The sequence below is a fragment of the Geodermatophilus sp. SYSU D01176 genome (assembly GCF_054050015.1).
In genome coordinates this window covers 1-25,304 of the sequence record NZ_JBJGYN010000060.1, presented here as the reverse complement: position 1 = coordinate 25,304, position 25,304 = coordinate 1, and the positions used below count along the sequence as shown (strand labels likewise).

Here is a 25,304-nt window from a genome sequence, read left to right as displayed (position 1 = left end):
CCCCCCCCCCCCCCCCCCCCCCCCCCCCCCCCCCCCCCCCCCCCCCCCCCCCCCCCCCCCCCCCCCCCCCCCGCCCCCCCCCCCCCCCCCCCCCCCCCCACGGGTGCCTCACGGCGGGGTCGGCGCCCACTTGCGGACCGGGTGCTCGTAGCGCTCGACGAACGCGAGCAGCTCCGCGGGCTCGGTGACCACGCCGAGCGCGTCCAGCCGGCGGCCGTCGAGGTAGCCGTCGTCCACCATGCGGCGCAGCTGGGCGAGCAGCGGCTGCCAGAACCCGTCGACGTCCACCAGGACGGCGGGCTTGGCGTGCAGGCCGAGCATCCCCCAGGTCCAGGCCTCGAACAGCTCCTCGAGGGTGCCGGCCGCGCCGGGCAGGGCGACGAAGGCGTCGGCGAGCTCGGCCATCCGCGCCTTGCGCTCGTGCATGGAGGAGACCACCTCGAGCTGCGGCAGCCCGGGGTGCGCCAGCTCGTCGTCCACCAGGTGCTGGGGGATGACGCCGACGATATGGCCGCCGGCGGCCAGGGCGGCGTCGGCCACCACGCCCATCAGCCCGGCGCGCCCACCGCCGTAGACGATGCCGACGCCCGCGCGGGCGAGCCCGGCGGCGAACCCGGCCACGGCGGCCTGGTGGGACGGCGGCCCGTTCTGGGACCCGGTGAAGACGGCGACGCGCACGACGCGAGCCTGTCACGGCGGCGCCGGCACCGCGGACGCGGTTCACTGAGGGGCGTGTTCTCCTCGACCGACGGCTGGGTGACCTGCGCGCTCGGTCACCGGCACTGGGGGCGGGTCGGCGCGGCCGGGCTGCTGGTTCACCGCGCCGGTGCCGACGGACCCGAGCTGCTGCTGCAGCAGCGCGCCGACTGGTCGCACCACGGCGGCACCTGGGGGACGCCCGGCGGGGCGCTGCACGCGGGGGAGTCCGCGGAGCACGGGGCGCTCCGGGAGGTGCAGGAGGAGCTCGGCCTGCTGCCGCACGACCTGGAGCTCGGCCCCTCCTCGGTCGACGACCACGGCGGCTGGTCCTACACGACCGTGCTGGCCCGCCCGCTGCGCCGCATCGAGCCCGCCGACCTGCGGCTGGACGGCGAGAGCGAGGGCGTGGCCTGGGTGGCGCTGCACGACCTGGTGTCGCTGCCGCTGCACCCGGGCTTCGAAGCGTCGCTGTACCGCCTGCACGACCTGCTGTCGGTCTGAAGAAGGACCTCGTCCTCCCCAGGAAGGACCCCCTTGCCCCCCGCCACTCGCAGGCTCGCGACGGGGCCCTGCAAGGGGGCCATCGGGGCTCGGGGCGGTGCCCTGGACGGGGCCACCGCACCGCAGGTCAGGCCGGGGTCACCGTCACGGTGAGCGCGCGGTGGTCGCCGACCGGCAGCACGGTCGTCGCGGCGTCGGACCCGCGCAGGCCGTCCCCGACCGCCAGCAGGTGGTCCAGCTGGACCCGCGGCGCGGCGGCGGGGAAGCTCGGCGCGCGCACCAGCGGGGTCGCCCGCAGCAGCCGGGCGGGCAGCGCGCCGGGCAGGTTCAGGTCGCCGGCGAGGACCACCGGCCCGGGCATCGCGGCGATCCACCGGCGCAGCCGCAGCAGCTGCCGGACGGCGGTGTGCGGGGCGAAGGACAGGTGCGTGGCGACGACGGTCAGCGCCCCGAGCCGCGCGGCGACGGCGGCCCGCGGCTCGTCGGGGAACCACCACACGCGGACCCGGCCGGTGCGCGGGTCGGGGCCCTGCACCGGCAGCCGCGCCCGGCCGGCGCCCAGGTCGAGCACCGACCACTCGAGCACCGGCAGTCGGCTGAGCAGCGCGATGCCGTAGAGGGGGCCGTCCGCCGGGGTGTGCGGGCCGCGCAGCAGCGGGCCGGCCGGGGTCCAGCTGCGGAAGGGGTCGGGCGTGCCGGCGACGGTGGCGGCGCCGCGCCAGTCCGGGGCACCGAGGCCGGCGGCCAGCGCGGCGGCCTGGTCGACCCCGGCGGACCGCGGCTGCCCGGCGTCGACCTCCTGGACGGCGAGCACGTCGACGTCCAGGCCGGCCACCGCCTCGGCCAGGCCGGCGGCGTCGAGGACCGGACCGGCCGGGCTGCGTCCCGAGGCGGTGTTCACGGTGCCGACTCGCACGGCGGGCCCCCCGGACACCCCGGCGACGCTACCCGCGCGGTGCGCAGGGGGCGGCTCGCGCTCGAGGTGCCGCTGCGTGCGGGCACACCTACCCTGTGCACGCCCTGTCGCCACCGCTGGAGGAGCCGGCCCTGTCGCCCCGTCCGCGCCACCTCGCCGCCGGCGCCGGTGTCCACCGTCGGACGGCGCCCGTGCTGCCGGAGGCGGTGCGCACCCGGGCGCCGCTGGCGCTGTTCCTCCTGGCCGGCGTCCTCGCCACCGCGGCCCTGCTGATGATCGCCGTCGCCCCCACGACGACCGGCGGGAGCCGCGGCCCGGACGCCTCCGACGCGACGACGGGACGGCCCGGCGAGGAGCCCGGTGACGGGCCTGACCAGGGCTTCGGCTCGGGGGCCCGGCAGACGCCGAGCGCTCCGGCGACCGCCGCGACGCAGGGCCCGGTCGATGCCGGCCCCTGGACCCGCCCTCGTCGCCGGTATCCCCGGGGGAGCCGACCCGGCGGCGCCGGCCGCGACCGTCCCCGTGGGTGACCGGCCGGCCGTCGTCCAGCCGGACAGCGCCCCGGGCGCGATCCCGGGTCCCGTCGGGACGGTGTCCGGCACGGGGACGACGTCCGGGCAGGGGAGCGGCGGCACGGCGGCCGGCCGGCCGGCGGGGAGGACCTTGAGCGGGTCGACGGGTGGCTCGAGCGGTGGTCCCACCGGTGGATCGGACGGCGGGGGCGGCGGGTCGACCGGCGGCGACCCGGCACCCCAGCAGCCGGCGCCCGCCCCCGCGCCGCAGCCGGCGCCCGAGCCCGAGCACGCGTGCCCGTGCGAGCCGGTCGGCGAGGTGACCGACGGCCTGGGCGGCGTCGTCGGCGGGGTGACCGACGGGGCCGGCGGCCTGGTCGGCGGCCTCGTGCCGTGACCGCCCGGGCCCGGGGCTAGGTTCGGCTCATGACCGCCCGCGACGACGTCTCCGAGATCTTCGACAGCGCGGCGTGGCAGCCGGTCGAGGGGTTCGACTTCGCCGACCTCACCTACCACCGGGCCGTCGACGCCGGCGTCGTCCGGATCGCGTTCGACCGGCCGGAGGTGCGCAACGCGTTCCGGCCGCAAACCGTCGACGAGCTCGTCACGGCGCTGGAGCACGCCCGGCTGTCGACCGACGTCGGCTGCGTGCTGCTCACCGGCAACGGGCCCAGCCCGAAGGACGGCGGCTGGGCGTTCTGCTCCGGCGGCGACCAGCGGGTGCGCGGGAGGTACGGCTACCAGCACTCGCAGAACAGCAGTGGCCGGCTGCACGTGCTGGAGGCCCAGCGGCTGATCCGTTTCATGCCCAAGGTCGTGATCTGCGTCGTCCCCGGGTGGGCGGCCGGCGGCGGGCACAGCCTGCACGTCGTCTCCGACCTCACCCTGGCGTCCGCCGAGCACGCCCGCTTCAAGCAGACCGACGCCGACGTCGGCAGCTTCGACGGCGGCTTCGGCTCGGCCTACCTCGCCCGCCAGGTCGGCCAGAAGTACGCCCGCGAGATCTTCTTCCTCGGCGACGAGTACTCCGCCGAGGACGCGCACCGCATGGGCATGGTCAACCGGGTGGTGCCGCACGCCGAGCTGGAGCGCACCGCGCTGGACTGGGGACGGCGGATCGTCGCCAAGAGCCCGACCGCGCAGCGGATGCTCAAGTACTCGTTCAACCTGATCGACGACGGGCTGGTCGGTCAGCAGCTGTTCGCCGGCGAGACCACGCGGCTGGCCTACATGGCCGAGGAGGCCGTCGAGGGGCGCGACGCGTTCCTCGAGAAGCGGGATCCGGACTTCTCGCGCTTCCCGTGGCATGTCTGAAGGAGGACCCCCCTGCCCCCCACCGCTCGCAAGCTCGCGGCGGGACCCTGCAGGAGGGCCATCGAAACTACGAGGAGGTCAGCACGTGATCGTCGAGGTGGTGGGTGGCGCCGACGAGCTGCCCGAGGTGCGGGTCGTGGACGTGGACGACCTGGCCACGTTGCACCTGGCACTGGGGGCGGTGACCGACGAGGAGGCCGACCGGGCGCTGCGGGACGCCGGCCTGGGTCGGCTGGAGGACGCCGAGACAGGTCGTCTCGACGTGGCCGCGCTGCGGGCGGCGGCCGAGCCGCAAGCGCGCGGTGACGACTGGGCGCGGCGCTGGGACGGCATGGTCGAGAAGGCCGGGAGCGCCGGGTGGCTGGCCGACGACGGCGCCACCGTGCAGGTGCACGTGGAGAGTGCCGCCGGCGCCTGACCCGGTGGACGGCGGCGCTGCCGCCCCGCGTGGTTTCGGAACGGGAAACTCCGGAAAAACGCGAGACTTCGCAGTGTCGTCGTTGTGGTGCTTCCGGTTGCCCGTCACCATGTGCACCGTGACCCACATCCCGGAGGCCCCGGCATGAGCGGCGCGCCGGGGCGCCCGCTGAGCGCCGAACTGTCGGAGCAGCTGCTCTCCGTCGCTGTCGACATCCTGGCCGACGAGGGCTGGGGCAAGCTCAACAGCGACCGCGTCGCCGCCCGTGCCCGTGCCGGCAAGGCGGGGATCTACCGGCGGTGGCCCACGATGGCGGCGATGGCCCGCTCGGCGGTGGACCGGTTCACGCTGGTCCAGGTGCCGCCGGACCAGGGTTCGCTGCGCGAGGACCTGGCCGCGCTCGTCGACCGCTGGAGCCGGCCGCTGGACCGCGAGGAGCGGGCGGTCGCCAGCCTCGTCGGGGCGGCGCGGCACGAGGAGGACCTGCGCGCCGGCCTGGACGCCGCGCTGGTGCAACCCCTGGCCGAGGCCGTCCGGGCGATCGGCGCGCGGGCCGCCGAGCGCGGGCAGAGGATCCCCCCGGCGCGGCTGGCGCTGCTCGGTTCGGTCCTCGAGGCCTTCTGGTGGCAGCGCTACACCTCCGACCGCGGGGTCATGGCCCCCGACGAGGTCCAGCGCGTCCTCGACGAGGTGCTGCTGCCGGTGGTCGCGGCCGACCAGGAGCGTGCGGCGGCGGTCTGACTCAGCCGGTGGGCCGCAGCCCGCCGGTCGTCGACGGCGACAGCGTGGAACCCAGACCGCTGAAGACCTGGTCGGCGACCGAGCAGACGTAGGCGACCCCCTGCTCGGGATCACCCGGCAGGGCACCGCCCGGCCCCGCGAGCAGCCGGCGGTGCTGCACGATGAGCGTCCGGACGGCGGCCAGCCAGACCGCGGCGGTCACCGAGGCGGCGGTGTGGACGTCGGTCGGCACCGCGGGTGCGCCGCCCTCGGTCGTCCAGGTCTCGTAGAGGGCGTCGCCCAGGCGGGCCGTCGCCTCGTGGTGCAGTTCCCGCTCGCGGGCGCGCAGCGCGGGGGAGGCCTCCAGCGTGGCGTCGAACGCGCGTCCCTCCGGTGTGGACAGCTGCCGGGCGTGCTCGGCGACCCGCTCGACGAGGTGGGCGTGCAGCGCCTCCAGGGGAGGGGTGCCCGGAAGGCGCGTGCGGACCGCCTCGGCGGCGCCCTCGACCCACGGGGTGTGCCCGTCGAAGAAGAGGTCTTCCTTCGTGGGAAAGTGGTTGAAGACCGTCTGGACCGCGACGTCCGCAGCCGCGGCGATGTCGGCGATCGTGACGGCCTCGAAGCCGCGCTCGGCGAACAGCGCCTGCGCGGTCTCACGGATGAGTGACCGGGTCTGCGCCTTCTTCCGAGCGCGCCGGTCGATGACCTCACTCACGGTGTCAGATTAACTCCGCTCAGTTGGTCTCGATGCGGGCCTCGTGTTCTGACCCCCATTGTGCGCCCATACCGGTCCGCGAGCACGGCGCACCGGGGCCCCGCGGGGGACACTGCCCCGGCGCGGGCCCCGGACGGCCGATCCCCGCGCCGACCTGCGGTTGCGCCGTCCGCGGTCGGGGCAGGACCCCGGCATGGGCGAACCTCCTCCCGGCACCCGCATCCGCGTCGGACTCGTCGGAGCGGGAGGTGTCGGCGCCCGCCACGCGCGGACGCTGGCCGGGTTCCCCGACGTGGAGCTGGTCGGTGTCGCCGACGTCGTCCCCGGTGCGGCGGACGCGCTCGCCGGAGGGCTCGGCGTGCCCGTCGTCGCCGACGTCGACCGGCTCCTCGCCCAGCCGCTGGACGGCGTCTGGCTGTGCGTGCCGCCCTTCGCCCACGGCGAGCTGGAGCTGGCCGCCGTCCGCGCGGGGGTCCCCTTCTTCGTCGAGAAGCCGCTGGCCACCGGCGTCGAGGTCGCCGAGGAGGTGGCACGGGCCGTGGCCGGGGCGGGGCTGCCCACGGCGACCGGCTACCACTGGCGACACCTGGACACCGTCGCCGCCGCCCGCGCCGTCTGCGCGGCGCACCGCCCCCGGCTGGTCGACGCCACCTGGCTGGACAAGGTGCCGCCGCCGGCGTGGTGGTCGCGGCGGGAGCGGTCGGGCGGGCAGGTGGTCGAGCAGCTCACCCACGTGCTGGACCTCGCCCGGCTGCTGGCCGGCGAGGTGGTCGAGGTGCGCGCGCTCGCCGCGCCGTCCACCGCGGAGGGCCGCGACGTCGACGACGCGACCGCCGCGCTGCTGACCTTCGACTCCGGCGCCGTCGGCACCGTCACCGCCGCCTGTTCGCTCCCGGGCAAGCTGGCCGCCGGCCTCGACGTGGTGTGCGACGGCGCCGCGGTCGAGCTCACCGAGACCTCGCTGACCGTCACCACCGCGGGCGGCGCCGAGCGCAGCGAGCCGCGGGTCGACGGGCGCACCGCCGTCGACCGGGCGTTCGTCGACGTGCTCGCGGGCGGCGCGCCGGCCACGGGACTGGTCGACTACGCCGAGGCCCTGCGCACCCACCGGGTCGCGGTCGCGATCGCCGGGTCCGCCCGCAGCGGGGCCGCCGTCCGGCCCTGACGGCGGTCCCCGCGGGGACCGCCGGCCATCAGCCGACGGGGAGCCGCCGCGGCAGGGTGCTGCGGCCCCGGGTGCGGGCGCGGTCCAGCGTCTCGGCGTAGAGCCGCTCGTACCCGTCGGCCATCACCGCGGGGGCGAACCGCCGGCGGGCCTCGGCGGCGCAGTCCTCCGGGTCGATCTCGTCCAGCCGGCCCAGCGCCGCGGCGAAGCCCTCCTCGTCGCTGGCGAGGAACCCGGTGCGGCCGTCGTCCACCAGCGAGGGCAGGCAGCCGCGTGCCATGGCGACCACCGGCGTCCCGGCGGCCAGGGCCTCGCAGACGGCGGTGCCGCCGGGCTCCTCCCAGCGGATGGGGAACAGCACCGCGCGGGAGCTGCGCAGCAGCTCGTCCTTGGCCGCGCCGCCGACGCTGCCGATCCACCGGGCGGCGACGCCGTCGAGGTGCGGGTCGACGTGCTCGAGGAACCAGGCGACGTCGGGGTGCGAGCGGGCCGGGTGCCCGGGGGTGTCGAGCGCGGCGGCGAGGGCGGCCCGGTCGGGCAGGCCGCCGACCGGGCCGGCGAGCACGAGGGGCACCCCGGCGGCCCGGCAGGTCCGCAGCGCGGTGTCGATGCCCTTGGGCTCGCACAGCCGGGCGAGCACCAGCACCGCGTCGGACCGGTCCGTCCGCGGCACCGGGGGCGGACCGCCGACCGGCACCGACAGCGGGACGACGCCGACGACCTGCTCGCGCAGCCGGGCCGGCGCCTGGGCCACCTGGGTCGCGGAGACGCCGGCGAACCAGACCCCGCCGCGGCCGTCGAAGGAGGCCCAGAAGTCGGCGTTGCGGCGGGTGTCCCAGTGCAGCGTGGCCAGCGTCGGCGGCGCGGCGTCCCCCAAGCCGGCCAGCAGCGCCGGGCCGACCACCTCGACGTGGCTGTGCACCAGGTCGAAGGGCTCGCCGGCCAGCGCGTGCTCGGCCAGGGTCGCCAGCACCACCTGCTCGTGGGCGTGCGCCGTGCCGACCACCTGCGGATAGGGCCCGCCCAGCTGCTCGAAGCGGCCGGTGGGGAAGGCGCTGACCAGGCCGTCGACCGGCAGGGTCGAGTCGCCGACCGAGGCGAGGACGACGGTGTGCCCGCGGGCGCGCAGCTCGGTGGTCAGCGTGGCCACGACGTTCTCCAGGCCCCCGTACCCGGGCGGCGGCACGGGCAGCCACGGCCCGGCGTCCATGAGGATCTTCACGGCCGCCTGCCCGGACGGTGCTCCGCGGCCCGCACCGACCGCATCGGCGGGCGCTCCACCACCCCGACGTCCCAGCTGACGCTCTCGAGCCCGTCGGCGGTGCGCAGGAACTGCAGCAGCTCGCGCTCCGGCCGGTCGGTGCCGGGCCGGCGGGCCAGCGCGGTCTGCAGGATCTGCCCGGCCATGCGGCCGAGCGCGGCGTCTGTCTGGTGGGTGTGCTGCCGGGTGCCCAGGTCGACCTGGGCCAGGGCGTCGAGGCCGGCGAGGCCCACCAGGTCGACCAGCAGGCCCAGCTCCACGCCGTAGCCGGAGACGAACGGCACCTGCTCGAGCAGCTCCCGGCGCCCGGCGTACTCGCCCGACAGCGGTTGGACGAAGCCGGCCAGCTGGGGCCAGAAGGCGTTGAGCAGCGGGCGCGCGACCAGCTCGGTGACCCGGCCGCCGCCCGACGGGACGATGCCCTCCGTGGTCGTGAGCGGCCGGTCGTAGAGGGCCTTGACGTAGCCGATGCCCGGGTCGGTGAGCAGCGGGCCCAGCAGGCCGACGACGAACCGCGGGTCGAACGCGATGAGGTCGGCGTCGACGAACACGAGCAGGTCGCCGCTGGTCGCGTGCAGCGACTTCCACAGCGCCTCGCCCTTGCCCGGCCGGCTGCCGTGCCGGGGGAGCACCGTGTCGACGGAGACGACGCGGGCGCCGGCGGCCGCTGCGCGTTCCGCGGTCCGGTCGCCGGAGCCGCTGTCGACGACGACGATCTCGTCGACCAGCGGGCAGGCCTCGACCAGGGCCTCGCGGATCGCGGCCACGATGGCGCCCACCGTGCGTTCCTCGTCGAGGGCGGGGAGCACCACGCTGACGGTGGTGCCGCGGGTGTCCTTCGCGGTCACCAGGTCGGTGGCCGCCCATGTCTCGGCGTTGTAGGTGCGGTGCTCGAGCCAGCGTCGGACGTCAGGGCGCACGCGTCTCCCTCAGGCCGGGTGCCGACGCCGTCGTCGGCACGGGGTCCCCGTCGGGCGCCAGGATGCACGAGCAAGCGCCGTTGCGGCTCGGTTCGTCGCCGCCGGATCCTCTGTCCGCCCGCGCGGCGGTTTCCGCGGAAATCGCCGGTGTCACCCGACGATGCCCGCGGGTCGGGTTCCGCCCGCGGTCCGCTCCTCGCCCACCGGCGGTTTCCGCGGAAACCGCCGGCATCACCCGACGACGACGTCCTCCCGCAGGGCCCGGTACTCCGGCACCGTCGCCATCGGCGGGCGCTCGTCGACCCCGACCGCGGTGCTGTGCGGCACGAAGCCGGCGCCGTCGTGGCGGAACTGGGTGAGCAGGCCACCGGCGTGCCGGCGCCCGGCGCGGGCCAGCACGGTGGACACCACCTGCCCGGCCATGCGGCCCAGCGCCTCCTGCCCCTGGGAGGTGTGCCGGCGGACGCCGAGGTCGACCTGCGCCAGCCCGGCCAGCCCGCAGCGCCCCAGCAGGTCGACCAGCAGCCCGACCTCGACGCCGTAGCCCGACACGAACGGCACCCGCTCCAGCGCCGACCGCCGTCCGGCGTACTCGCCGCCCAGCGGCTGCACGAACCCGGCGAGCTCCGGCCACAGCGCGTTGAGCAGCGGCCGCGCGGTCAGCTCGGTGACCCGCCCGCCCCCGGCCGGGACCCAGGAGCCGTCGACCTCCAGCGGCCGGGTGTAGCAGCCCTTGACGTAGTCGACCTGCGGGTCGGCGAGCAGCGGCGCGAGCAGGCCGGGCACGAAGTGCCGCACGTCGCCGAGCAGGTCGGCGTCGAGGAACACGACGAGGTCGCCGGTCGTCGCGGCCAGCGACTTCCACAGCGCCTCACCCTTGCCGAGGCGGCTGCCGTGCGCGGGTAGCACGTCAGCGGTGGCGACGACGTCGGCCCCGGCGGCGCGGGCCACCGCGGCGGTCGCGTCGGTCGAGTCGGAGTCGACGACGAGCAGCTCGTCGACCAGCGGGGTGCCCCTGACCCAGTACTCGTGCAGGTCGGCGACCAGCCCGCCGACCGTGGCCGCCTCGTCCCGGGCGGGGAGGACGACGCTGACCCGGTGCTGCCCCCGGCGCTTGGCCCGCAGCAGCGCATCGAGGTCGAGGGCGTCCAGCGAGGGGACCGAGGTGGTGCGCAGCTCGAACCAGGCGCGGGCGTCGGGTCGCATCCGCCCACTCTCGGCGAGCTGATCACCGCTGCGCCACGGGGCGCGGCGGAGTTCACGAGGACGTCACCGCCCGTGCGGCCGCCGGTCACACCCGGACGTCGGAGGGGCGTCGCGCCGCCGCGCTGAGTGCACCGATGGCCGCGCCGTCCCCCGTCGGCTCGGGGTGGCCCAGGTCGGTGAGCCAGCCGCGCAGGACCCGGTGCAGCTGCTCGGCGCCGACGACCTCCCCCGGCGGGCGGAACGAGCGGGGGTGCAGCAGGAAGGCGTGCTGCTGCGGACCCCCCAGCCCGCCGTGCGAGCCGACGTGCGGCTCGAACGGCGAGGCCTCGTCGGTGACCGGGTCGTAGCGGCTGTTGACGACGACGTCCGCGCAGTTCGCGAACGTCGAACCCCGGGCCACCAGGCCGGCGGCGTGCGGGCCGTAGGGCAGCAGCGGGTCCTCGCCCATCACCTCGCCCGTCGCCAGGCGGTGCAGCCCGTCGCGGCCGAGCACCACCGGCCCGTGCTCCTCGGAGTGCACGAGCAGGAACCCCACGCCGTCGTGGTCGACCAGCCCGGGCAGCAGCGCCGGCCAGTGCCGCTCGATCTCCTCCAGCGACACCCGGCCGGGGATGTCGGCGAAGGACACCATCGCGACGTGGCCGGAGACGGCGACGACCACGCCGGGGGCGACCCGCGGCACCCGGCCCTCCCGGTCGGTGGGCAGCTCGTGCGCGTGCGGCACGCCCTCGGCACGTTCCACCCGCTCGCGCAGCCGGCGGGCGATCGGCCCGCCGCCCTCGGCCAGCGCCGCCCCGACCTGCCAGCCCTCCGTGAGCCGCCGGCTGTCCCGCGGCCCGGTCAGCTGCCGGTCCGGCAGGTCGCCGGCCCCGCCGCAGAGCCGGCCCACCAGCTGCTCGACGGTCTCCCCGAAGCGGGTGGCGAAGGACTCCCCCTGGGTCTGCCCGTGGTCGGAGAGGCAGACCAGGTGGTACTCCCGTGGCGCTAGCTGGGCGGCGCGGTGCAGCCGGCCGATCTGCTGGTCGATGCTGCGCAGCACGGCCAGGCTGTCGGCCCGCTCGAGCCCGCCGTGGTGGGCGGCCTCGTCGTAGCCGAGGAAGTCCGCATAGGCGACCGGCCGGCCGGCGAGCATGTCCTCCAGCAGCGCGAAGACGACGACGTCGCGGGAGATCACCGTCGTCCCGGGGCGGGCCAGCGGGTAGATGCCACCGCGCGGCACCCGCGGCCGGACGTCGTCTCGGCGCTCGCGGGCCGCGGCGACCAGCTCCCGGTACACGTCGACGAGGGACACCGCGAGCGTGCGCAGCGCGTTCACCGGGTTGGCGAAGTAGGCGTAGTAACCGGTGCCGGGCCGGTCCCGCCGCTGCCGCGCGCGGCGGCTGGCCGCGGGCACGACGTGCGACAGCGAGCTCATGGTGAGGCTCACGTGCGTGGCGTCCCCGGTGAACAGGTTGCCGTGGCCCGCCCCGCCGACGGCCAGCAGCCCGCGGCCGTCGGAGTGGGCCCGCTCGACCGCGGCGGCATCGGCCGGCGAGGAGACCCGGACGACGCGGTCGCGCTCCTTGTCGTACCAGCGGAAGCCCGGGATGTCGGCGTTGGAGCCGTGCAGGATGCCGCACACCGAGGCGCCGGTCTGGGAGCTCCAGTCGGTGTGCCAGGAGGTCAGCACGTGGCTGCCCGACCGCAGCCAGGCGGCGAGGTGGGGCATCGACCCGTCGCGGACCGCACGCCGGGCGGTGTCGTGGGACAGCGCGTCGATCTGCAGGAACAGCACGCCGGGCGGGCGCGGGTCGCCCTCCGTCGTCCCCCGGGCCCGGCGGCGCGCGCGGCGGAAGAAGAGCTCGTCCTCGTCGAGGGCCAGCACGCTGCTGACCAGCCCGGAGACGCCGGCCATGGCGACCCCCACCGCGACGGCGGTGCGCAGGTCCGCGATGACGACCCCGGGCACGAGGAAGGACAGGCCGAGCACCGCCGCACCCAGCAGCAGGAAGCTGCCCAGGCCGAGGGTGAAGAAGGCCAGCGGCAGCGCCACCCGCATCACCAGCGGCCACACCACCCCGGTGAGCAGGCCGAGCAGCAGGGCGATCAGCGGCGGCTGCCACACCGACGGCATCGCGAACGCGCCGAGCCAGCGGTCGAGCACGACGAGCGCGGCGGTGCTGGCCGCCCAGGTGAGCACGACGCGCGCCGGCGTCCGGCCCCGCTGGAGGACCCGCCCGGAGGGAGCGGTCATGCCGGGCCGCACGCCGAGGCGTCGGGCTCGCGCTCCGGGTCGGGGGCGCGCCGGCGGTGCGAGCCGACCGCGTTGAGCACCACCCCGACGAGCAGCACCAGCAGGGTCGCCAGCAGGACGGCGACCAGCGGGGAGTCGAAGATGCCGCCGCTCAGCACGCCGAGGGCGGCGTAGGCGACCGCCCAGAGGAACGCGGCGAGCAGGGACGCCGGCAGCAGCCGCCGCCACGGGTAGGCCAGCGCACCGGCGGCCAGGAGCACCGGGATGCGGCCCGCGGGCAGCAGCCGGCCGATGACGACGATCAGCCAGCCGTACCGCCGGAACTGCTCGCGCACCTCCTCGACCCGGTCGGCGTGCTGACCGCGGGCCACCCAGCGCACCGCCGCGGGCCCGCCGAACCGGCAGATCGCGAAGGTGACCAGGTCGCCCGCCCAGGCACCGAGCGTGGCCAGCGCGACCACCAGCACGAGGTTGAGCTCGTGGGCGGTCACCGCGAACGCGGCCCCGGCGCCGACCACCGCCCCGGTCGGGACGACGGGCACGATCGAGCCGAGCAGCACGCCGCCGAACAGGAGCGGGTAGCCGATCGAGCCGTCGGTCCAGCCCGCGGCGAGCGCGCTCACGTCGTCGTCCACAGGGGCAGCGGGACCGGGTGCCCGGGTAGCGCCACCACCACCGCGCTCGCCACGCCGCGGGCGGCCACGGCGGCGGCGAAGTGCCGCGGCGGGTCGACCAGCAGCCGGCGCATCCGCGGCAGGTGCGCGGCGCCGCGCAGCGCGAGCGTGCCCCAGTGCACGGGGACGGCGAACCGCGGCCGTAGCCGCACCACCGCCTCCGCCGCGCCCACCGGGTCGAGGTGGCCGGGGCCGAGGGTGAGCCCCCACCCCCACACCGGCAGCAGCGCCACGTCGACCCCCCGGTCGCCGAGCAGCGACATAGCGTCGGTCAGGTCGGTGTCGCCGGCGGCGTACACGGTGCGGCCGGCCCCCTCGACCAGGTGGCCGACCGCCGCGGTGTCCGGGCCGTGCGTCAGCCGGGGGCCCCAGCGGTGCCCGGCGTGCTCGGCCGGGACGGCGGTGACCCGCAGTGCGCCGTGGGTGATGGTCTCGCCGGGCAGCACCTCGGTCACGTGCCGGAGGCCCCGCGCGCGCAGCCAGGCCCCGGCGCCGCGGGGGACGACGACCCGCACGTCCGGGCCCAGCAGCCGCAGCGAGGGCAGGTGCAGGTGGTCGCCGTGCAGGTGGCTGACCAGCACCAGGTCGACGCCGGCGTACGTCTCCGGCGCGGGCGCCCGCACCACCCGGCGCAGCGGGCCGACACGGCTGGTGAGCAGCGGATCGGTCAGCACGACGTGCCCGGCCAGCTCGACGCGCACCGTCGAGTGGCCGAGGAAGTGCAGGTCCGGTCCGCCCACCCGGCCAGTATCTGCCCGGGCACTGACGATCCGGCACCGGTTTGCCCCGTTCGAGGAGTTGCCTGGGGTTCGGGGCCTCGCCTCCGTTCCGCCGGCCGCCGCACTCGCCCATCCCGTGTTGATCATGGGGTTGGTGCGGGCGACACGCGACGACGCGCCGGCGGTGCGGGCGACAACCCCGTGATCAACGCAGGGTCAGAGCCGGGCGGCGGACGGGGAGGTCACCCGGCGGAACGGCAACGGCCGGTTGCTGCCGATCACGGCGGGTCCCGATCGGCCGGAACAGCGGAGGAGTGGCAGAGTTGCCGCCGTGAAGACCTGGCTCGACGCGTGGCCGGTGTTCCGGCAGCTGACCGGCCCCGACCCCCTCGGACGCGGCGCGGCCGCGCGCAGCAAGGCGACGGAGAACGTGGTGAGCCGCACGGCCACCGCCGACCGCGTCGTGCAGAGCGTGTGCCCCTACTGCGCGGTGGGGTGTGGGCAGCGGATCTACGTCAAGGATGAGCAGATCGTCCAGATCGAGGGCGACCCGGACTCGCCGATCAGCCGCGGCCGGCTGTGCCCCAAGGGCAGCGCCAGCAAGCAGCTGGTGACCAGCCCGACCCGCGTGACCACGGTGAAGTACCGCCGTCCGTTCGGGACCGAGTGGGAGGACCTCGACCTCGACACGGCGATGCACATGATCGCCGACCGCGTGCTCGAGGCCCGCCGCAAGGGCTGGCAGGACGAGAACGACGGCAAGCGCGTCAACCGCACCATGGGAGTAGCGAGCCTCGGAGGGGCGACCCTCGACAACGAGGAGAACTACCTCATGAAGAAGCTCTACAGCGCCCTGGGCGCGATCCAGATCGAGAACCAGGCGCGCATATAGCACTCCGCCACGGTGCCCGGTCTGGGTGCCTCGTTCGGACGTGGCGGTGCCACGAACTTCCAGGAAGACCTCGCGAACTCCGACTGCATCGTCATCGAGGGTTCGAACATGGCCGAGTGCCACCCGGTGGGCTTCCAGTGGGTGGGTGAGGCCAAGGCGCGCGGCGCCAAGGTCATCCACATCGACCCGCGGTTCACCCGCACCAGCGCGATCGCCGACCTGCACGTCCCGCTGCGCGTCGGCACCGACATCGCGTTCCTGGGCGGGCTGATCAGGTACGTGCTCGACAACCAGCTGTACTTCAAGGAGTACGTCGTCGCCTACACCAACGCCGCCGCGCTGGTGAGTCCTGACTTCGTCGACTCCGAGGACCTCGACGGGCTGTTCTCCGGCTTCGACCCGGAGCGCAACCAGTACGACGAGGCCAGCTGGCAGTACGAGTTCGAGGAGGCCCCCCACTCGGGTTCCGACAACCCCGGGGAGGCCGCCGAGCAGAAGGCGATCGAGCAGCACCCCGACGTCAAGAAGGCCGACCACGCGCAGGCGGCCGGCAGCGGCGGACCGCCGATCGCGGCGAAGCCCAAGCGCGACGAGACGCTGCAGCACCCGCGCTCGGTGTTCCAGGTCCTCAAGCGGCACTTCGACCGCTACACCCCGGAGATGGTGGCCGAGGTCTGCGGCATCGAGCCGGAGGTGTTCCTGCAGGTCGCCCGCTGGGTGACCGAGAACAGCGGCCGCGAGCGGACGACGGCGTGGGTGTACTCGGTGGGCTGGACGCAGCACAGCGTCGGCGCCCAGTACATCCGCACCTGCTCGATCCTGCAGACGCTGCTGGGCAACATCGGGCGCCCCGGCGGCGGGATCCTGGCGCTGCGCGGGCACGCGAGCATCCAGGGCTCCACCGACGTCCCGACGCTGTTCAACATCCTCCCCGGCTACCTGCCCATGCCGCACGCGCTGCAGCACGGGAGCCTCGAGGAGTACTGCGCCGACGCGGCCGGCAAGGCCGGGTTCTGGGGCAACAAGCGCGCCTACATGACCAGCCTGCTCAAGGCCTGGTGGGGCGACGCCGCGACCCCGGAGAACGATTTCGCGTTCGACTACCTGCCGAAGATCGACGGCGACCACAGCTCGTACCGGACGATCGCCGACATGATCAAGGGCAAGGTCTCCGGCTACTTCCTGGTCGGCGAGAACCCGACGGTCGGGCACCCCAACGGGCGCATGAACCGCTTCGGGCTGGCCAACCTGGACTGGCTGGTCGTCCGCGACCTGCAGATGATCGAGTCGGCCACCTTCTGGAAGGAGTCCCCGGAGATCGAGACCGGGGAGCTCGCGCCCGAGACGATCGGCACCGAGGTCTTCTTCGTGCCCGCGGCGACGCACGCGGAGAAGGAGGGGACCTTCACCCAGACCCAGCGGCTGCTGCAGTGGCGGCACAAGGCGGTCGACCCGCCGGGCGACGCGAAGAGCGACCTGTGGTTCTACTTCCACCTCGGGCGCATCCTGCGCGAGCGGCTGGCCGACTCCACCGACCCGCGCGACCGGCCGCTGCTCGACCTGACCTGGGACTACCCGACCCACGGGCCCGACCAGGAGCCGAGCGCGGAGGCCGTCCTGCGGGAGATCAACGGCACCGGTCCCGACGGGCGTGCGGTGTCGGGCTACCTGGAGCTCAAGGACGACGGCTCGACGTCGTGCGGCTGCTGGATCTACTCCGGCGTCTACGCCGACGAGGCCAACCAGGCCGCCCGCCGCAAGCCCGGCCGCGAGCAGGGCCCGGTGGCGTCCGAGTGGGGCTGGGCCTGGCCGTACAACCGGCGGATCCTCTACAACCGCGCCTCGGCCGACCCCGACGGCAAGCCGTGGAGCGAGCGCAAGAAGTACGTGTACTGGGACGAGGAGGGCGGTCGCTGGACCGGCCTGGACAACCCGGACTTCGAGGCGACCAAGCGGCCGGACTACGTGCCGCCGGAGGGGGCCCGGGCGCAGGACGCGATCGGCGGCGCCGACCCGTTCGTTATGCAGGGCGACGGCAAGGCGTGGCTGTTCGCGCCCGCGGGAGTGGTCGACGGCCCGCTGCCGACGCACTACGAGCCGGCGGAGTCCGTCGTCGAGAACGCCCTGTACAAGCAGCAGGCCAACCCGACGCTGGAGCGCATCGAGGGGCCGTGGAACCGGGAGAACCCGCCGCTGAGCGACGTCTTCCCGTTCCAGGTGACCACCTACCGGCTGACCGAGCACCACACCGCCGGCGGGATGAGCCGCACGCTGCCCTACCTGTCCGAGCTGCAGCCGGAGTTCTTCGTCGAGGTCAGCCCCGAGCTGGCCGAGTTGCGCGGCCTGACCAACGGCGAGTACGCCACGCTGGTCAGCTCGCGGACGGCGATCGAGGCGAAGGTGCTGGTCACCGAGCGGATCCGGCCGATCCGGCTGCGGGACGGGCAGGTCGTGCACCAGATCGGGATGCCGTACCACTGGTCCTACAGCGGCATCTCGACCGGCGACGGGGCCAACGACCTGCTCGGGATCGTGCTCGACCCGAACACGCACATCCAGGAGGACAAGGTCAGCACCGCCGACATCCGGCCGGGGCGGCGCCCGCGCGGCCCCGCGCTCATCGAGTTCGTGGAGGGCTACCGGCGGCGGGCCGGGGTGCCGTCGGGGCGGGTCGGGGTCAACGGCCGCGACCCGGTGGCGGCCGAGGCCGGCGAGGGGTCGACGCTGTGAGGACCGGAGCACGAGGGAGGAGGCCGCGGTGAAGACGACGGGCGAGCGAGCATCGCAGGGAGCGCCAGCGACCGAGGAGCGGAACGAGCCCGGAGTCGAACGGAGGGCATCGTGACCTCGATCAGTTCGGCGAGTCCGGCCTTCACCGGGCGGGACCCCGACAACCGGCTGTTCGGGCCGCTGCCCGACGTCCAGGCCGAGGCCGGGTACGACGGCGACCACCCGGCGCGGGTGGGCTTCTTCACCGACACCTCGGTGTGCATCGGCTGCAAGGCCTGCGAGGTGGCGTGCAAGGAGTGGAACACCCTGCCGATGGACGACGCGCACGGCGTGCGTGACGTCATCGGGCTGTCCGGGATGTCCTACGACAACACCGGCCAGCTGGGCGCCAACTCCTGGCGGCACGTGGCGTTCATCGAGCAGACCCGCACGGTCGACCTGCCGATGCCGACGTTCGGCCGACCGGGGGACACGCGGCAGGACACCGGCCGCTCGGTCACCGACGGCCCGAACGACGAGAGCCTGGCGACGGCGCAGCAGTCCAGCGTGCTCAACGCCGAGGCGCTGTCGGAGTTCGACCCGCAGACCGGGCAGTCGGGCACGGACAAGCAGATCCGCTGGCTGATGAGCTCCGACGTGTGCAAGCACTGCACGCACGCCGGGTGCCTCGACGTCTGCCCGACCGGGGCGCTGTTCCGCACCGAGTTCGGCACGGTCGTCGTCCAGGGCGACATCTGCAACGGCTGCGGCTACTGCGTGCCGTCCTGCCCGTACGGCGTCATCGAGCAGCGCAAGGGCGACGGCCGGGTCTTCAAGTGCACGATGTGCTACGACCGGCTGACCGACGGGCTGCAGCCGGCGTGCGCCACCGCCTGCCCGACCCAGTCGATCCAGTTCGGCAACCTCGACGAGCTGCAGGCCCGCGCCGACGCGCGGCTGGCCACGCTCAAGTCGCAGGGCGTGGAGACCGCCCGGCTCTACGGCCGCGACGAGGACGACGGCGTCGGCGGCAACGGCGCGTTCTTCCTGCTGCTCGACGAGCCGGAGGTCTACGGCCTGCCGCCGGACCCGATCGTCACCACGCGCGACCTGCCCACCATGTGGAAGTCCGCCGGTGCGGCCGCGGTGATGATCCTCGGGGTGGCGCTGTCGGCCGTCCTCGGCTCGCGGAGGCCCCGGTGACTGAGGGGATCACCACACCGGGTGCCGGCTGGCGGCGGGCGGACGGGCCGCCGGCGCAGAAGCGGCAGAAGCGGCGCCGACGCGGCGGGGGCCGCCCCGGCGGCGAGGTGGCGATGGTCGAGGAGGCCGAGTTCACCTCCTACTACGGCCGGCCGATCATCAAGCCGCCGGTGTGGAAGACGCCGGACGTGCCGCTGTACCTCTTCCTCGGTGGCGCTGCCGGTTCCTCGTCGGTCATGGCGGCGATCGCCGACCTCACCGACCGGCCGGCGCTGACCCGCAACGGCCGCTACGTCTCCGGTGGCGCGGCGATGGCGTCGGTCGTGTTCCTCATCCACGACCTCGGGCGGCCCGAGCGGTTCCTGCACATGCTGCGGGTGATCAAGCCGACCTCCCCGCTGTCGATCGGCTCCTACATCCTGGCGCCGTTCAGCGCGGCGGCCGGGGCGACGGCGGCGGTGGAGCTGCTGGGGTGGTTCCCGCGGCTCAAGCGCTTCGGCGGGGTGGTCGCGGCGCTGTTCGGCGGCCCACTGGCGACCTACACCGGGGTGCTGTTCGCCAACACCGCCGTCCCGTCGTGGCACGCCGCGCACAAGGAGCTGCCGTTCGTCTTCGGTGCCTCCGGGATGGCCGCCGGCGGGGGCATCACGATGGCGATCAGCCCGATCGAGGAGGCCGGGCCGTCGCGGAAGATGGCGGTGGCCGGTGCGGCGATCGAGCTGGCCGCGATGCACCGGGTCGAGACCGAGTTCGGCATCGTGAGCGAGCCGTACCACGAGGGCAAGGCGGGCCGGCTCCTGCGGGTGGCGAAGGCGTGCACCGCGGCGGGTGCGGCGCTGACCGTCGTCGCCGGACGGCGGCGTGCGGGTGCCGTGGCCGCGGGCGCGCTGCTGGCGGCCGGGTCGCTGCTCACCCGCTTCGGCGTCTTCGAGGCGGGCATGGCCAGCGCGCGGGACCCGAAGTACACCGTCGTCCCGCAGCGCGAGCGGCTCGCCGCCCGTGAGGCCGGGGAGACGGTCGCACAGAACGGGCACGCGTCGACGATCTCGCGCTGAGCCGGTGGCCTGATGTGCTGGGGCCGGCGACCCGCGTCGCCGGCCCCGGCGGACCTCAGCCGGAGCAGTACTCGAAGCCGGGGACGCCACCCACCATGGGGCTGCTCTCGAGTTCGCCCTCCTCGTTGAGGACGAAGTCGATCAGCCCCCGGGATTGCCGAACCCCACCTCGGGGCCGGGTCGCCGGTGGTGACGACAGCGGCGCCGCCGGCCTGTGTCTCGACGATCTCCACCGCGTGGTCCGAGCCGTAGGAAGCGCGCAGGTCATCGAGGTTCGACCCATAGCCGACGAATCGCCGCTTGACCGCCGCCGGTGCGTCCGGCGGGGGTGGCGACGGCGAAGGAGGGGACGTGGGGGTCTTCGTCTTCCTGGTGCCGGTGTTGCTGGTCGTCGTCCTCGGGTACGCGATCGGCTACGCGGTCTGGGAGGCGATCGGCCTCGGGGGGGACCCGGAGGTGGTCGGTTGGCTGACCGGCCTGGTGCTGGTCGCCGGGGTGGCGTGGCTGCTGTCACGGCGGGCGCGACGGCGCCGCCGGAGGGGCTGAGCCGAGCGTCCGTGCCGCTGGACGATGGACCGGCCGTGGAACGCAGTCGGCGCCCGGGTGAGGCGAGGGCTGTTGCCTCCTCCGGGCTGGCCGCTGAGCATGTCGGCGGTGGACGAGTCATCGGACCGGTGTTCGGGTCCCCGATCGGTCACCTGGATGCCAGGTCCCTGACAGGGCCTCGCCACCCGCCCGACAGCCGGCGCAGGGATCCTCCATCCGTGGTACTGGCCGTCCTCGGAGCGTGGTGCGCCATCGCCGCGCTGACCGCGCTCGTGTTCGCTGCAGTCGGACGCCACGCCCGTGACCAGGACGGGGCCCTGAAACTCCTCCCCGACCAGGTGGCGAGGGCAGCGCGCCCGGCCGGGGCCCCGGGGGAGCCTCCCCTTGTCGTCTGGGTGGACGGCGAGGAACCTTCCCGGCATGACCGGCGAAGCCGTACGGCACCGTCTACGAGGCGACGCCGACCGGGTGGGCCCGTGTCGATGCGACGCGTCGGGTCCTGCGGCGGTCAGCGGGTCTGGTGAGCCTTCGACCCGGGGACGCGGCAGGTCGGTCCGCACCGGGTGCCGACCGGGGCCGCACGAGCTTCGCTTCTTCCGACGAGGGAGGTAGTGGCGTTCCGCGGCTACCGGGAGATCCGCTCCGCCCGCTTCCCCGCCGGGTTCCCCGACCGCACCGACATGACCGTCGTCGATGCCTTCGCCGACGCTTGGCTGCTCATCGAGCACGAGCCCGAGGGTGCCCACCTTGTCGGGATCGCCGAGGACTACGACTCCGCCCGAGCCTGGCTGACACAGCAGCCGGAGGACTCCTGACGCCGAGCGAGGACGCGACTTCAGCCGTCGAACACGTGCATGGCGCGCAGTCGGTCCACGACCTCCTGTGCGGCCTTCTCGGGCGGCGTGGTGGTCGTATCGATGCGGATATCGGGGTGTTCAGGGGGTTCGTACGGTGAGTCGATACCGGTGAGGTTGGCGAGCTCACCGCGGCGGGCCTTGGCGTAGAGCCCCTTGACGTCCCGCGCCTCGGCCACGGCGAGGGGGGTGTCGACGAAGACCTCGCAGAACTCCTCCGGCCCGAGCCGATCGCGGGCCATCCGGCGTTCCGATCGGAACGGGGAGATGAAGGAGACCAGCACGACGAGCCCGGCATCGACCATCAGCCGGGACACCTCGGAGACCCGGCGGATGTTCTCCACCCGGTCGGCCTCGGTGAAGCCGAGGTCCCGGTTCAGCCTGTGCCGGATGTTGTCCCCGTCCAACAGGGTGGTGTGCACCCCGAGAGCGTGCAGTCGTTTCTCGACGAGGTTGGCGATGGTGGACTTGCCCGCGCCGGAGAGGCCGGTGAACCACACCACGCACGGCCGGTGCCCCTTCAGAGCGATGTGGGCCTCCTTGTCCACGTCGACCGCCTGCCAGGGGATGTTCTCTGCGCGCCGGAGGGCGAAGTGCACCATCCCGGCGCCGACGGTCGCCTGCGTGAGCCGGTCGATCAGCACGAAGCCACCCATGTCCCGGTTCTGGGCGTAGGGGTCGAATGCGACCGGGCGGTCGAGGCTAACGTTGCAGACCCCGATCTCGTTGAGTGCGAGTGTGGCGGCGGCGACGTGGCCGAGGTGGTTGACGTCCACCCGGAACTTCGGCCGGCTGACCGAGGCTGGAACGGTCTGGGTGCCGAGCTTCAGCAGGCAGGGTCGCTGGGGGATCATCTCGTGCTCGGCCATCCAGACGACGTGCGCTTCGAACTGGTCGGTCACGCCGGCGGGGGAGTCGGCTGTGCACAGCACGTCCCCACGGCTGACGTCGATCTCGTCGGCCAGCGTGACGGTCACCGACTGCCCGGCGACGGCCTCGTCGAGATCCTCGTCCATCGTCACGATGCGCTCGACGGTGCTCTGCCGACCGGACGGCATCGTCCGTACACGATCGCCGACCCGGACGCGGCCCCCGACCACCATGCCGGAGAAACCACGGAAGTCGCCGCTGGGCCGGTTCACCCACTGGACCGGCATCCGGAACGGCCCTTCCTGCGCGGTCTCGCCGACTTCCACGGTCTCCAGGAAGCCGATCAGGGTCGGGCCGTGGTACCAGGGGGTGTGCGGGCTGGGCTCGGTGATGTTGTCACCCCGCAACGCCGACATCGGGATGCATACGACGTCCGACAGCCCGATCCGGTCGGCGAAGGCCCGGTACTCGGCTTCGATCGCCTCGAAGACCTCCCGGGAGTAGCCCACGAGGTCGAGCTTGTTCACGGCCACGACGACCTTGCGGATGCCGAGCAACGAGACCAGGTAGCTGTGCCGGCGGGTCTGGGTGAGCACGCCCTTGCGAGCGTCGATCAGGATGACCGCAAGCTCGGCCGTCGAGGCCCCGGTCACCATGTTTCGGGTGTACTGCTCGTGGCCCGGGGTGTCCGCGACGATGAACTTGCGCTTCTCGGTGGAGAAGTACCGGTAGGCGACGTCGATGGTGATGCCCTGTTCCCGTTCGGCCGCCAGGCCGTCCACGAGGAGTGCGAAGTCCAGGTCCCCGCCCTGGGTACCGACCTTCCGCGAGTCAGCCTCCAGCGCGGCCAGGTGGTCCTCGAACACCAGGTGGGACTCGTAGAGCAGCCGGCCGATCAGCGTCGACTTGCCGTCGTCCACGCTGCCGCAGGTGATGAAGCGCAGCAGGGTCTTGTGCTGGTGTTCCCTCAGGTAGGACTCGATGTCGTCGGCGACGAGGTCGGAGGGGCGCATCAGAAGTAGCCCTCCTGCTTCTTCTTCTCCATCGAGCCGGTCGAGTCGTGGTCGATGACCCGGCCCTGCCGTTCCGAGGTCGTCGTCAGCAACATCTCCTGTATGACCTCCGGCAGCGTGGCGGCGGTGCTCTCCACGGCGCCGCTGAGCGGGTAGCACCCCAGCGTCCGGAACCGGACGCTCCGGAGCTGCGGCTCCTCACCGGGGAACAGCGGCATGCGCTCGTCGTCGACCATGATCAGAGCGCCGTCGCGTTCCACGACCGGCCGCCGCGCGCCGAAGTAGAGCGGCACGATCGGGATCTCCTCGAGGTGGATGTACTGCCACACGTCCAGCTCGGTCCAGTTCGAGAGTGGGAACGCCCGTATGCTCTCGCCGCGACCGTGTCGCACGTTGTACGTCCGCCACAACTCGGGACGCTGCTGCTTGGGGTCCCAGCGGTGCTGCGCCGACCGGACGGAGAAGACCCGTTCCTTGGCCCGGGACTTCTCCTCGTCCCGTCGCGCTCCGCCGAAGGCCAGGTCGAACCCCCACTTGTCCAGCGCCTGTTTGAGGCCCTGGGTCTTCCACATGTCGGTGTGCACCGCTGAGCCGTGGGTGAACGGGTTGATGCCGAGTGCGAGGCACTCGGGGTTCTGGTGCACCAGGAGCTCGATCCCCAGCTCGGCTGCTGTCTTGTCCCGGAACTCGTACATCTCGCGGAACTTCCACGTCGTATCCACGTGCAGCAGCGGGAAGGGCGGCGGGGACGGGTGGAACGCCTTTCTGGCCAGGTGCAGCATCACCGAGCTGTCCTTGCCGATGGAGTAGAGCATCACCGGGCGCTCGCTCTCGGCGACCGCCTCACGCATGATGTGGATGCTCTCGGCCTCCAGGCGCTGGAGGTGCGTCAGCGGTTCGGTCACCGATCCCCCCTCGTCAGGCAACGCTCTGCTCCAGTTCAGCGATCACCGCGAGGAGTCGCTGCGTCAGGCGGGGCCGGCACACCACCAGGTCGGGGAGGTGGGGATCCCGCTGGTTGTAGCGCAGCGGGGAGCCGTCCAGTCGGGAGGCATGCAGGCCCGCCGCCTGCGCCACGGCGACCGGTGCCGCGGAGTCCCACTCGTACTGACCTCCTGCGTGGACGTAGAGGTCGACCTCGCCACGGACCACCGCACTCACCTTGAAACCGGCGGAGCCCATGCTCGCCAGCTCGGCCTCCACCGCCTGGGCTGCGTGTAGGGCCAGGGCGGGCGGCTGCGGCTCACGGCCATGCGCAGTGGCGACCCCTCGTCGCGCGGCGGCACCACCGGCGCCGGGTCCGATGTCAGGAGCAGGCCCACCGCGGGCAGCGCCACGGCCCCCGTGACAAGGGAGCCTCTCTCCCACAGGGCCACGTGCACCGCCCAGTCGGCTCGTCCCTCCGAGTACTCGCGGGTCCCGTCCAGTGGGTCGATGATCCACACCCGCGCCTTCCCGAGGCGAGTGCGGTCGTCGGTCGACTCCTCCGAGAGCACCGCGTCGCCGGGCCGGGCAGCGGCGAGACCGGCCGCGAGCACCGCTTGCGCCTCGGTGTCACCGAGCACCCGCAGCTCCTCCGACGACAGGTCGGGTCCGTGTCGGCGCAGGGACTGCAGCCGTTCCCCCGCCGTCCGGGCGAGGGTGCCGGCCAGCTCGACGTCGGACGTCGCGCAGCCCGACGGGGTCGCGGCCACCATGCTGGGGAGCGCTGCCGGACGGGGGCTCGGAGGCATCGACGTCCTCTCTGGGTTGCGGCGTCCGCCCGAAGGACGAACAACGGTGTTGTGGATGCCGGGGGAACGGGGCTCGGGGAGACGAGGCAGGGACCGATGCCTGCAGCCGACCCGTACAGCCCCCGGACCCCTCCCTCCGGGGCGCCATGGTGCACGCCCGTCGTGCCGTCGGGAACCCGTTCCGGTCCTCGCAGGTGACGACGGCGGGAGCGGGCCCACATCCGCGGCACTTTCCCTGGTCACCGTCGGAGGGCAGTCTCTAGCGACCGGACAGCGGTTGTCCTCGGCGGCGTCCTGGGAGGCGCCGCCGATCTCTGAGATGGAGCGGTTCATGAGGGTCTCGGTCGTGGGTTGCGGCTATCTGGGTGCGGTGCATGCGGCGTCGATGGCGGAGTTGGGTCACGAGGTGGTGGGGATCGACGTCGACGAGCGCAAGGTCGCGGCGTTGAACGAGGC

General features: G+C 74.2%; 24 protein-coding genes and 2 pseudogenes. 13 read left to right on the top strand and 13 right to left on the bottom strand.

Features of this window, described 5'->3' with window-relative positions; all coding sequences use genetic code 11:
* Positions 1-108: 108 nt before the first annotated feature.
* Positions 109-678, bottom strand: a complete 570-nt coding sequence (locus ACI78Z_RS22135; RefSeq protein WP_457038688.1) for an LOG family protein — start codon at positions 676-678, stop codon at positions 109-111.
* Between the two features lie 54 nt (positions 679-732).
* On the opposite strand from ACI78Z_RS22135, the gene ACI78Z_RS22130 reads away from it, so the two are divergent.
* Positions 733-1,200, top strand: a complete 468-nt coding sequence (locus tag ACI78Z_RS22130) for an NUDIX domain-containing protein (protein WP_457038687.1) — start codon at positions 733-735, stop codon at positions 1,198-1,200.
* A gap of 127 nt (positions 1,201-1,327) precedes the next feature.
* On the opposite strand, the gene ACI78Z_RS22125 is transcribed toward ACI78Z_RS22130, so the two are convergent.
* Positions 1,328-2,116: an endonuclease/exonuclease/phosphatase family protein gene (locus ACI78Z_RS22125; RefSeq protein WP_457038686.1), complete on the bottom strand. Its 789-nt coding sequence runs from the start codon at positions 2,114-2,116 to the stop codon at positions 1,328-1,330.
* 95 nt (positions 2,117-2,211) lie between these two features.
* On the opposite strand from ACI78Z_RS22125, the gene ACI78Z_RS22120 reads away from it, so the two are divergent.
* The 5 genes from ACI78Z_RS22120 (at position 2,212) to ACI78Z_RS22100 (ending at position 5,101) form a co-directional block, all read left to right on the top strand.
* Positions 2,212-2,646: a hypothetical protein gene (locus ACI78Z_RS22120; protein ID WP_457038685.1), complete on the top strand. Its 435-nt coding sequence runs from the start codon at positions 2,212-2,214 to the stop codon at positions 2,644-2,646.
* 133 nt (positions 2,647-2,779) lie between these two features.
* A complete protein-coding gene (locus ACI78Z_RS22115) occupies positions 2,780-3,025 on the top strand; it encodes a hypothetical protein (protein ID WP_457038684.1) in 246 nt (81 codons plus the stop codon).
* Positions 3,026-3,054: 29 nt separating this feature from the next.
* Positions 3,055-3,942 carry a 1,4-dihydroxy-2-naphthoyl-CoA synthase gene (locus tag ACI78Z_RS22110; RefSeq protein ID WP_457038683.1) on the top strand — a complete coding sequence of 296 codons (888 nt, stop codon included), beginning with the start codon at positions 3,055-3,057 and terminating at the stop codon, positions 3,940-3,942.
* Between the two features lie 85 nt (positions 3,943-4,027).
* Positions 4,028-4,360 carry a hypothetical protein gene (locus ACI78Z_RS22105; RefSeq protein WP_457038682.1) on the top strand — a complete coding sequence of 111 codons (333 nt, stop codon included), beginning with the start codon at positions 4,028-4,030 and terminating at the stop codon, positions 4,358-4,360.
* 144 nt (positions 4,361-4,504) lie between these two features.
* Complete coding sequence (locus tag ACI78Z_RS22100; protein ID WP_457038681.1) at positions 4,505-5,101, top strand: TetR-like C-terminal domain-containing protein; 597 nt, start codon at positions 4,505-4,507, stop codon at positions 5,099-5,101.
* 1 nt (position 5,102) lies between these two features.
* Here the strand turns inward: ACI78Z_RS22100 and ACI78Z_RS22095 are convergent, their stop codons facing one another.
* Complete coding sequence (locus ACI78Z_RS22095) at positions 5,103-5,795, bottom strand: TetR/AcrR family transcriptional regulator (RefSeq protein WP_457038680.1); 693 nt, start codon at positions 5,793-5,795, stop codon at positions 5,103-5,105.
* Between the two features lie 193 nt (positions 5,796-5,988).
* On the opposite strand from ACI78Z_RS22095, the gene ACI78Z_RS22090 reads away from it, so the two are divergent.
* Positions 5,989-6,960: a Gfo/Idh/MocA family protein gene (locus tag ACI78Z_RS22090; protein ID WP_457038679.1), complete on the top strand. Its 972-nt coding sequence runs from the start codon at positions 5,989-5,991 to the stop codon at positions 6,958-6,960.
* 28 nt (positions 6,961-6,988) lie between these two features.
* Here the strand turns inward: ACI78Z_RS22090 and ACI78Z_RS22085 are convergent, their stop codons facing one another.
* The 6 genes from ACI78Z_RS22085 to ACI78Z_RS22060 all read right to left on the bottom strand — a co-directional run bounded on the left by ACI78Z_RS22085 (position 6,989) and on the right by ACI78Z_RS22060 (position 13,994).
* Complete coding sequence (locus tag ACI78Z_RS22085; RefSeq protein ID WP_457038678.1) at positions 6,989-8,182, bottom strand: glycosyltransferase; 1,194 nt, start codon at positions 8,180-8,182, stop codon at positions 6,989-6,991.
* Complete coding sequence (locus tag ACI78Z_RS22080) at positions 8,179-9,141, bottom strand: glucosyl-3-phosphoglycerate synthase (protein WP_457038677.1); 963 nt, start codon at positions 9,139-9,141, stop codon at positions 8,179-8,181. The genes ACI78Z_RS22085 and ACI78Z_RS22080 overlap by 4 nt, the downstream gene beginning before the upstream one ends.
* A gap of 231 nt (positions 9,142-9,372) precedes the next feature.
* Positions 9,373-10,347, bottom strand: coding sequence for a glucosyl-3-phosphoglycerate synthase (locus ACI78Z_RS22075; protein WP_457038676.1), 975 nt, complete (start codon positions 10,345-10,347; stop codon positions 9,373-9,375).
* 85 nt (positions 10,348-10,432) lie between these two features.
* Positions 10,433-12,580: a phage holin family protein gene (locus tag ACI78Z_RS22070; RefSeq protein WP_457038675.1), complete on the bottom strand. Its 2,148-nt coding sequence runs from the start codon at positions 12,578-12,580 to the stop codon at positions 10,433-10,435.
* Positions 12,577-13,203 (bottom strand): DedA family protein, encoded by a 627-nt coding sequence (locus ACI78Z_RS22065; RefSeq protein WP_457038674.1) that lies wholly within the window; start codon positions 13,201-13,203, stop codon positions 12,577-12,579. Before ACI78Z_RS22065 ends, ACI78Z_RS22070 begins: the two co-directional genes overlap by 4 nt.
* A complete protein-coding gene (locus tag ACI78Z_RS22060; protein ID WP_457038673.1) occupies positions 13,200-13,994 on the bottom strand; it encodes an MBL fold metallo-hydrolase in 795 nt (264 codons plus the stop codon). The genes ACI78Z_RS22065 and ACI78Z_RS22060 overlap by 4 nt, the downstream gene beginning before the upstream one ends.
* 310 nt (positions 13,995-14,304) lie before the next feature.
* On the opposite strand from ACI78Z_RS22060, the pseudogene fdh reads away from it, so the two are divergent.
* The 5 genes and pseudogenes from fdh (at position 14,305) to ACI78Z_RS22035 (ending at position 21,193) form a co-directional block, all read left to right on the top strand.
* Positions 14,305-17,595 (top strand): annotated as a pseudogene (fdh, locus tag ACI78Z_RS22055) (formate dehydrogenase).
* A 111-nt stretch (positions 17,596-17,706) separates the two neighbouring features.
* Positions 17,707-18,777 carry a 4Fe-4S dicluster domain-containing protein gene (locus ACI78Z_RS22050; RefSeq protein WP_457038672.1) on the top strand — a complete coding sequence of 357 codons (1,071 nt, stop codon included), beginning with the start codon at positions 17,707-17,709 and terminating at the stop codon, positions 18,775-18,777.
* Positions 18,774-19,832 carry an NrfD/PsrC family molybdoenzyme membrane anchor subunit gene (nrfD, locus tag ACI78Z_RS22045; RefSeq protein ID WP_457038671.1) on the top strand — a complete coding sequence of 353 codons (1,059 nt, stop codon included), beginning with the start codon at positions 18,774-18,776 and terminating at the stop codon, positions 19,830-19,832. Before ACI78Z_RS22050 ends, nrfD begins: the two co-directional genes overlap by 4 nt.
* Positions 19,833-20,183: 351 nt before the next feature.
* The gene (locus ACI78Z_RS22040) at positions 20,184-20,378 is read left to right on the top strand and encodes a hypothetical protein (protein ID WP_457038670.1); all 195 of its coding nucleotides are present in this window, start codon (positions 20,184-20,186) and stop codon (positions 20,376-20,378) included.
* Between the two features lie 611 nt (positions 20,379-20,989).
* Positions 20,990-21,193: a hypothetical protein gene (locus ACI78Z_RS22035; protein WP_457038669.1), complete on the top strand. Its 204-nt coding sequence runs from the start codon at positions 20,990-20,992 to the stop codon at positions 21,191-21,193.
* 20 nt (positions 21,194-21,213) lie between these two features.
* Here the strand turns inward: ACI78Z_RS22035 and cysN are convergent, their stop codons facing one another.
* Genes cysN through ACI78Z_RS22015 form a run of 4 tightly spaced genes read right to left on the bottom strand, consistent with a single transcriptional unit; the run spans position 21,214 to position 24,812 of the window.
* The gene (gene cysN / locus ACI78Z_RS22030) at positions 21,214-23,115 is read right to left on the bottom strand and encodes a sulfate adenylyltransferase subunit CysN (protein ID WP_457038668.1); all 1,902 of its coding nucleotides are present in this window, start codon (positions 23,113-23,115) and stop codon (positions 21,214-21,216) included.
* Positions 23,115-24,020, bottom strand: coding sequence for a sulfate adenylyltransferase subunit CysD (gene cysD / locus ACI78Z_RS22025; protein ID WP_457038667.1), 906 nt, complete (start codon positions 24,018-24,020; stop codon positions 23,115-23,117). Before cysD ends, cysN begins: the two co-directional genes overlap by 1 nt.
* A gap of 13 nt (positions 24,021-24,033) precedes the next feature.
* Positions 24,034-24,297 (bottom strand): inositol monophosphatase family protein, encoded by a 264-nt coding sequence (locus tag ACI78Z_RS22020; RefSeq protein WP_457038666.1) that lies wholly within the window; start codon positions 24,295-24,297, stop codon positions 24,034-24,036.
* Positions 24,273-24,812, bottom strand: coding sequence for an inositol monophosphatase family protein (locus ACI78Z_RS22015; protein WP_457038665.1), 540 nt, complete (start codon positions 24,810-24,812; stop codon positions 24,273-24,275). Before ACI78Z_RS22015 ends, ACI78Z_RS22020 begins: the two co-directional genes overlap by 25 nt.
* On the opposite strand from ACI78Z_RS22015, the pseudogene ACI78Z_RS22010 reads away from it, so the two are divergent.
* Positions 24,811-25,304 (top strand): annotated as a pseudogene (locus ACI78Z_RS22010) (hypothetical protein); the annotation flags it as partial. The gene ACI78Z_RS22015 and the pseudogene ACI78Z_RS22010 sit on opposite strands and share 2 nt — an antisense overlap.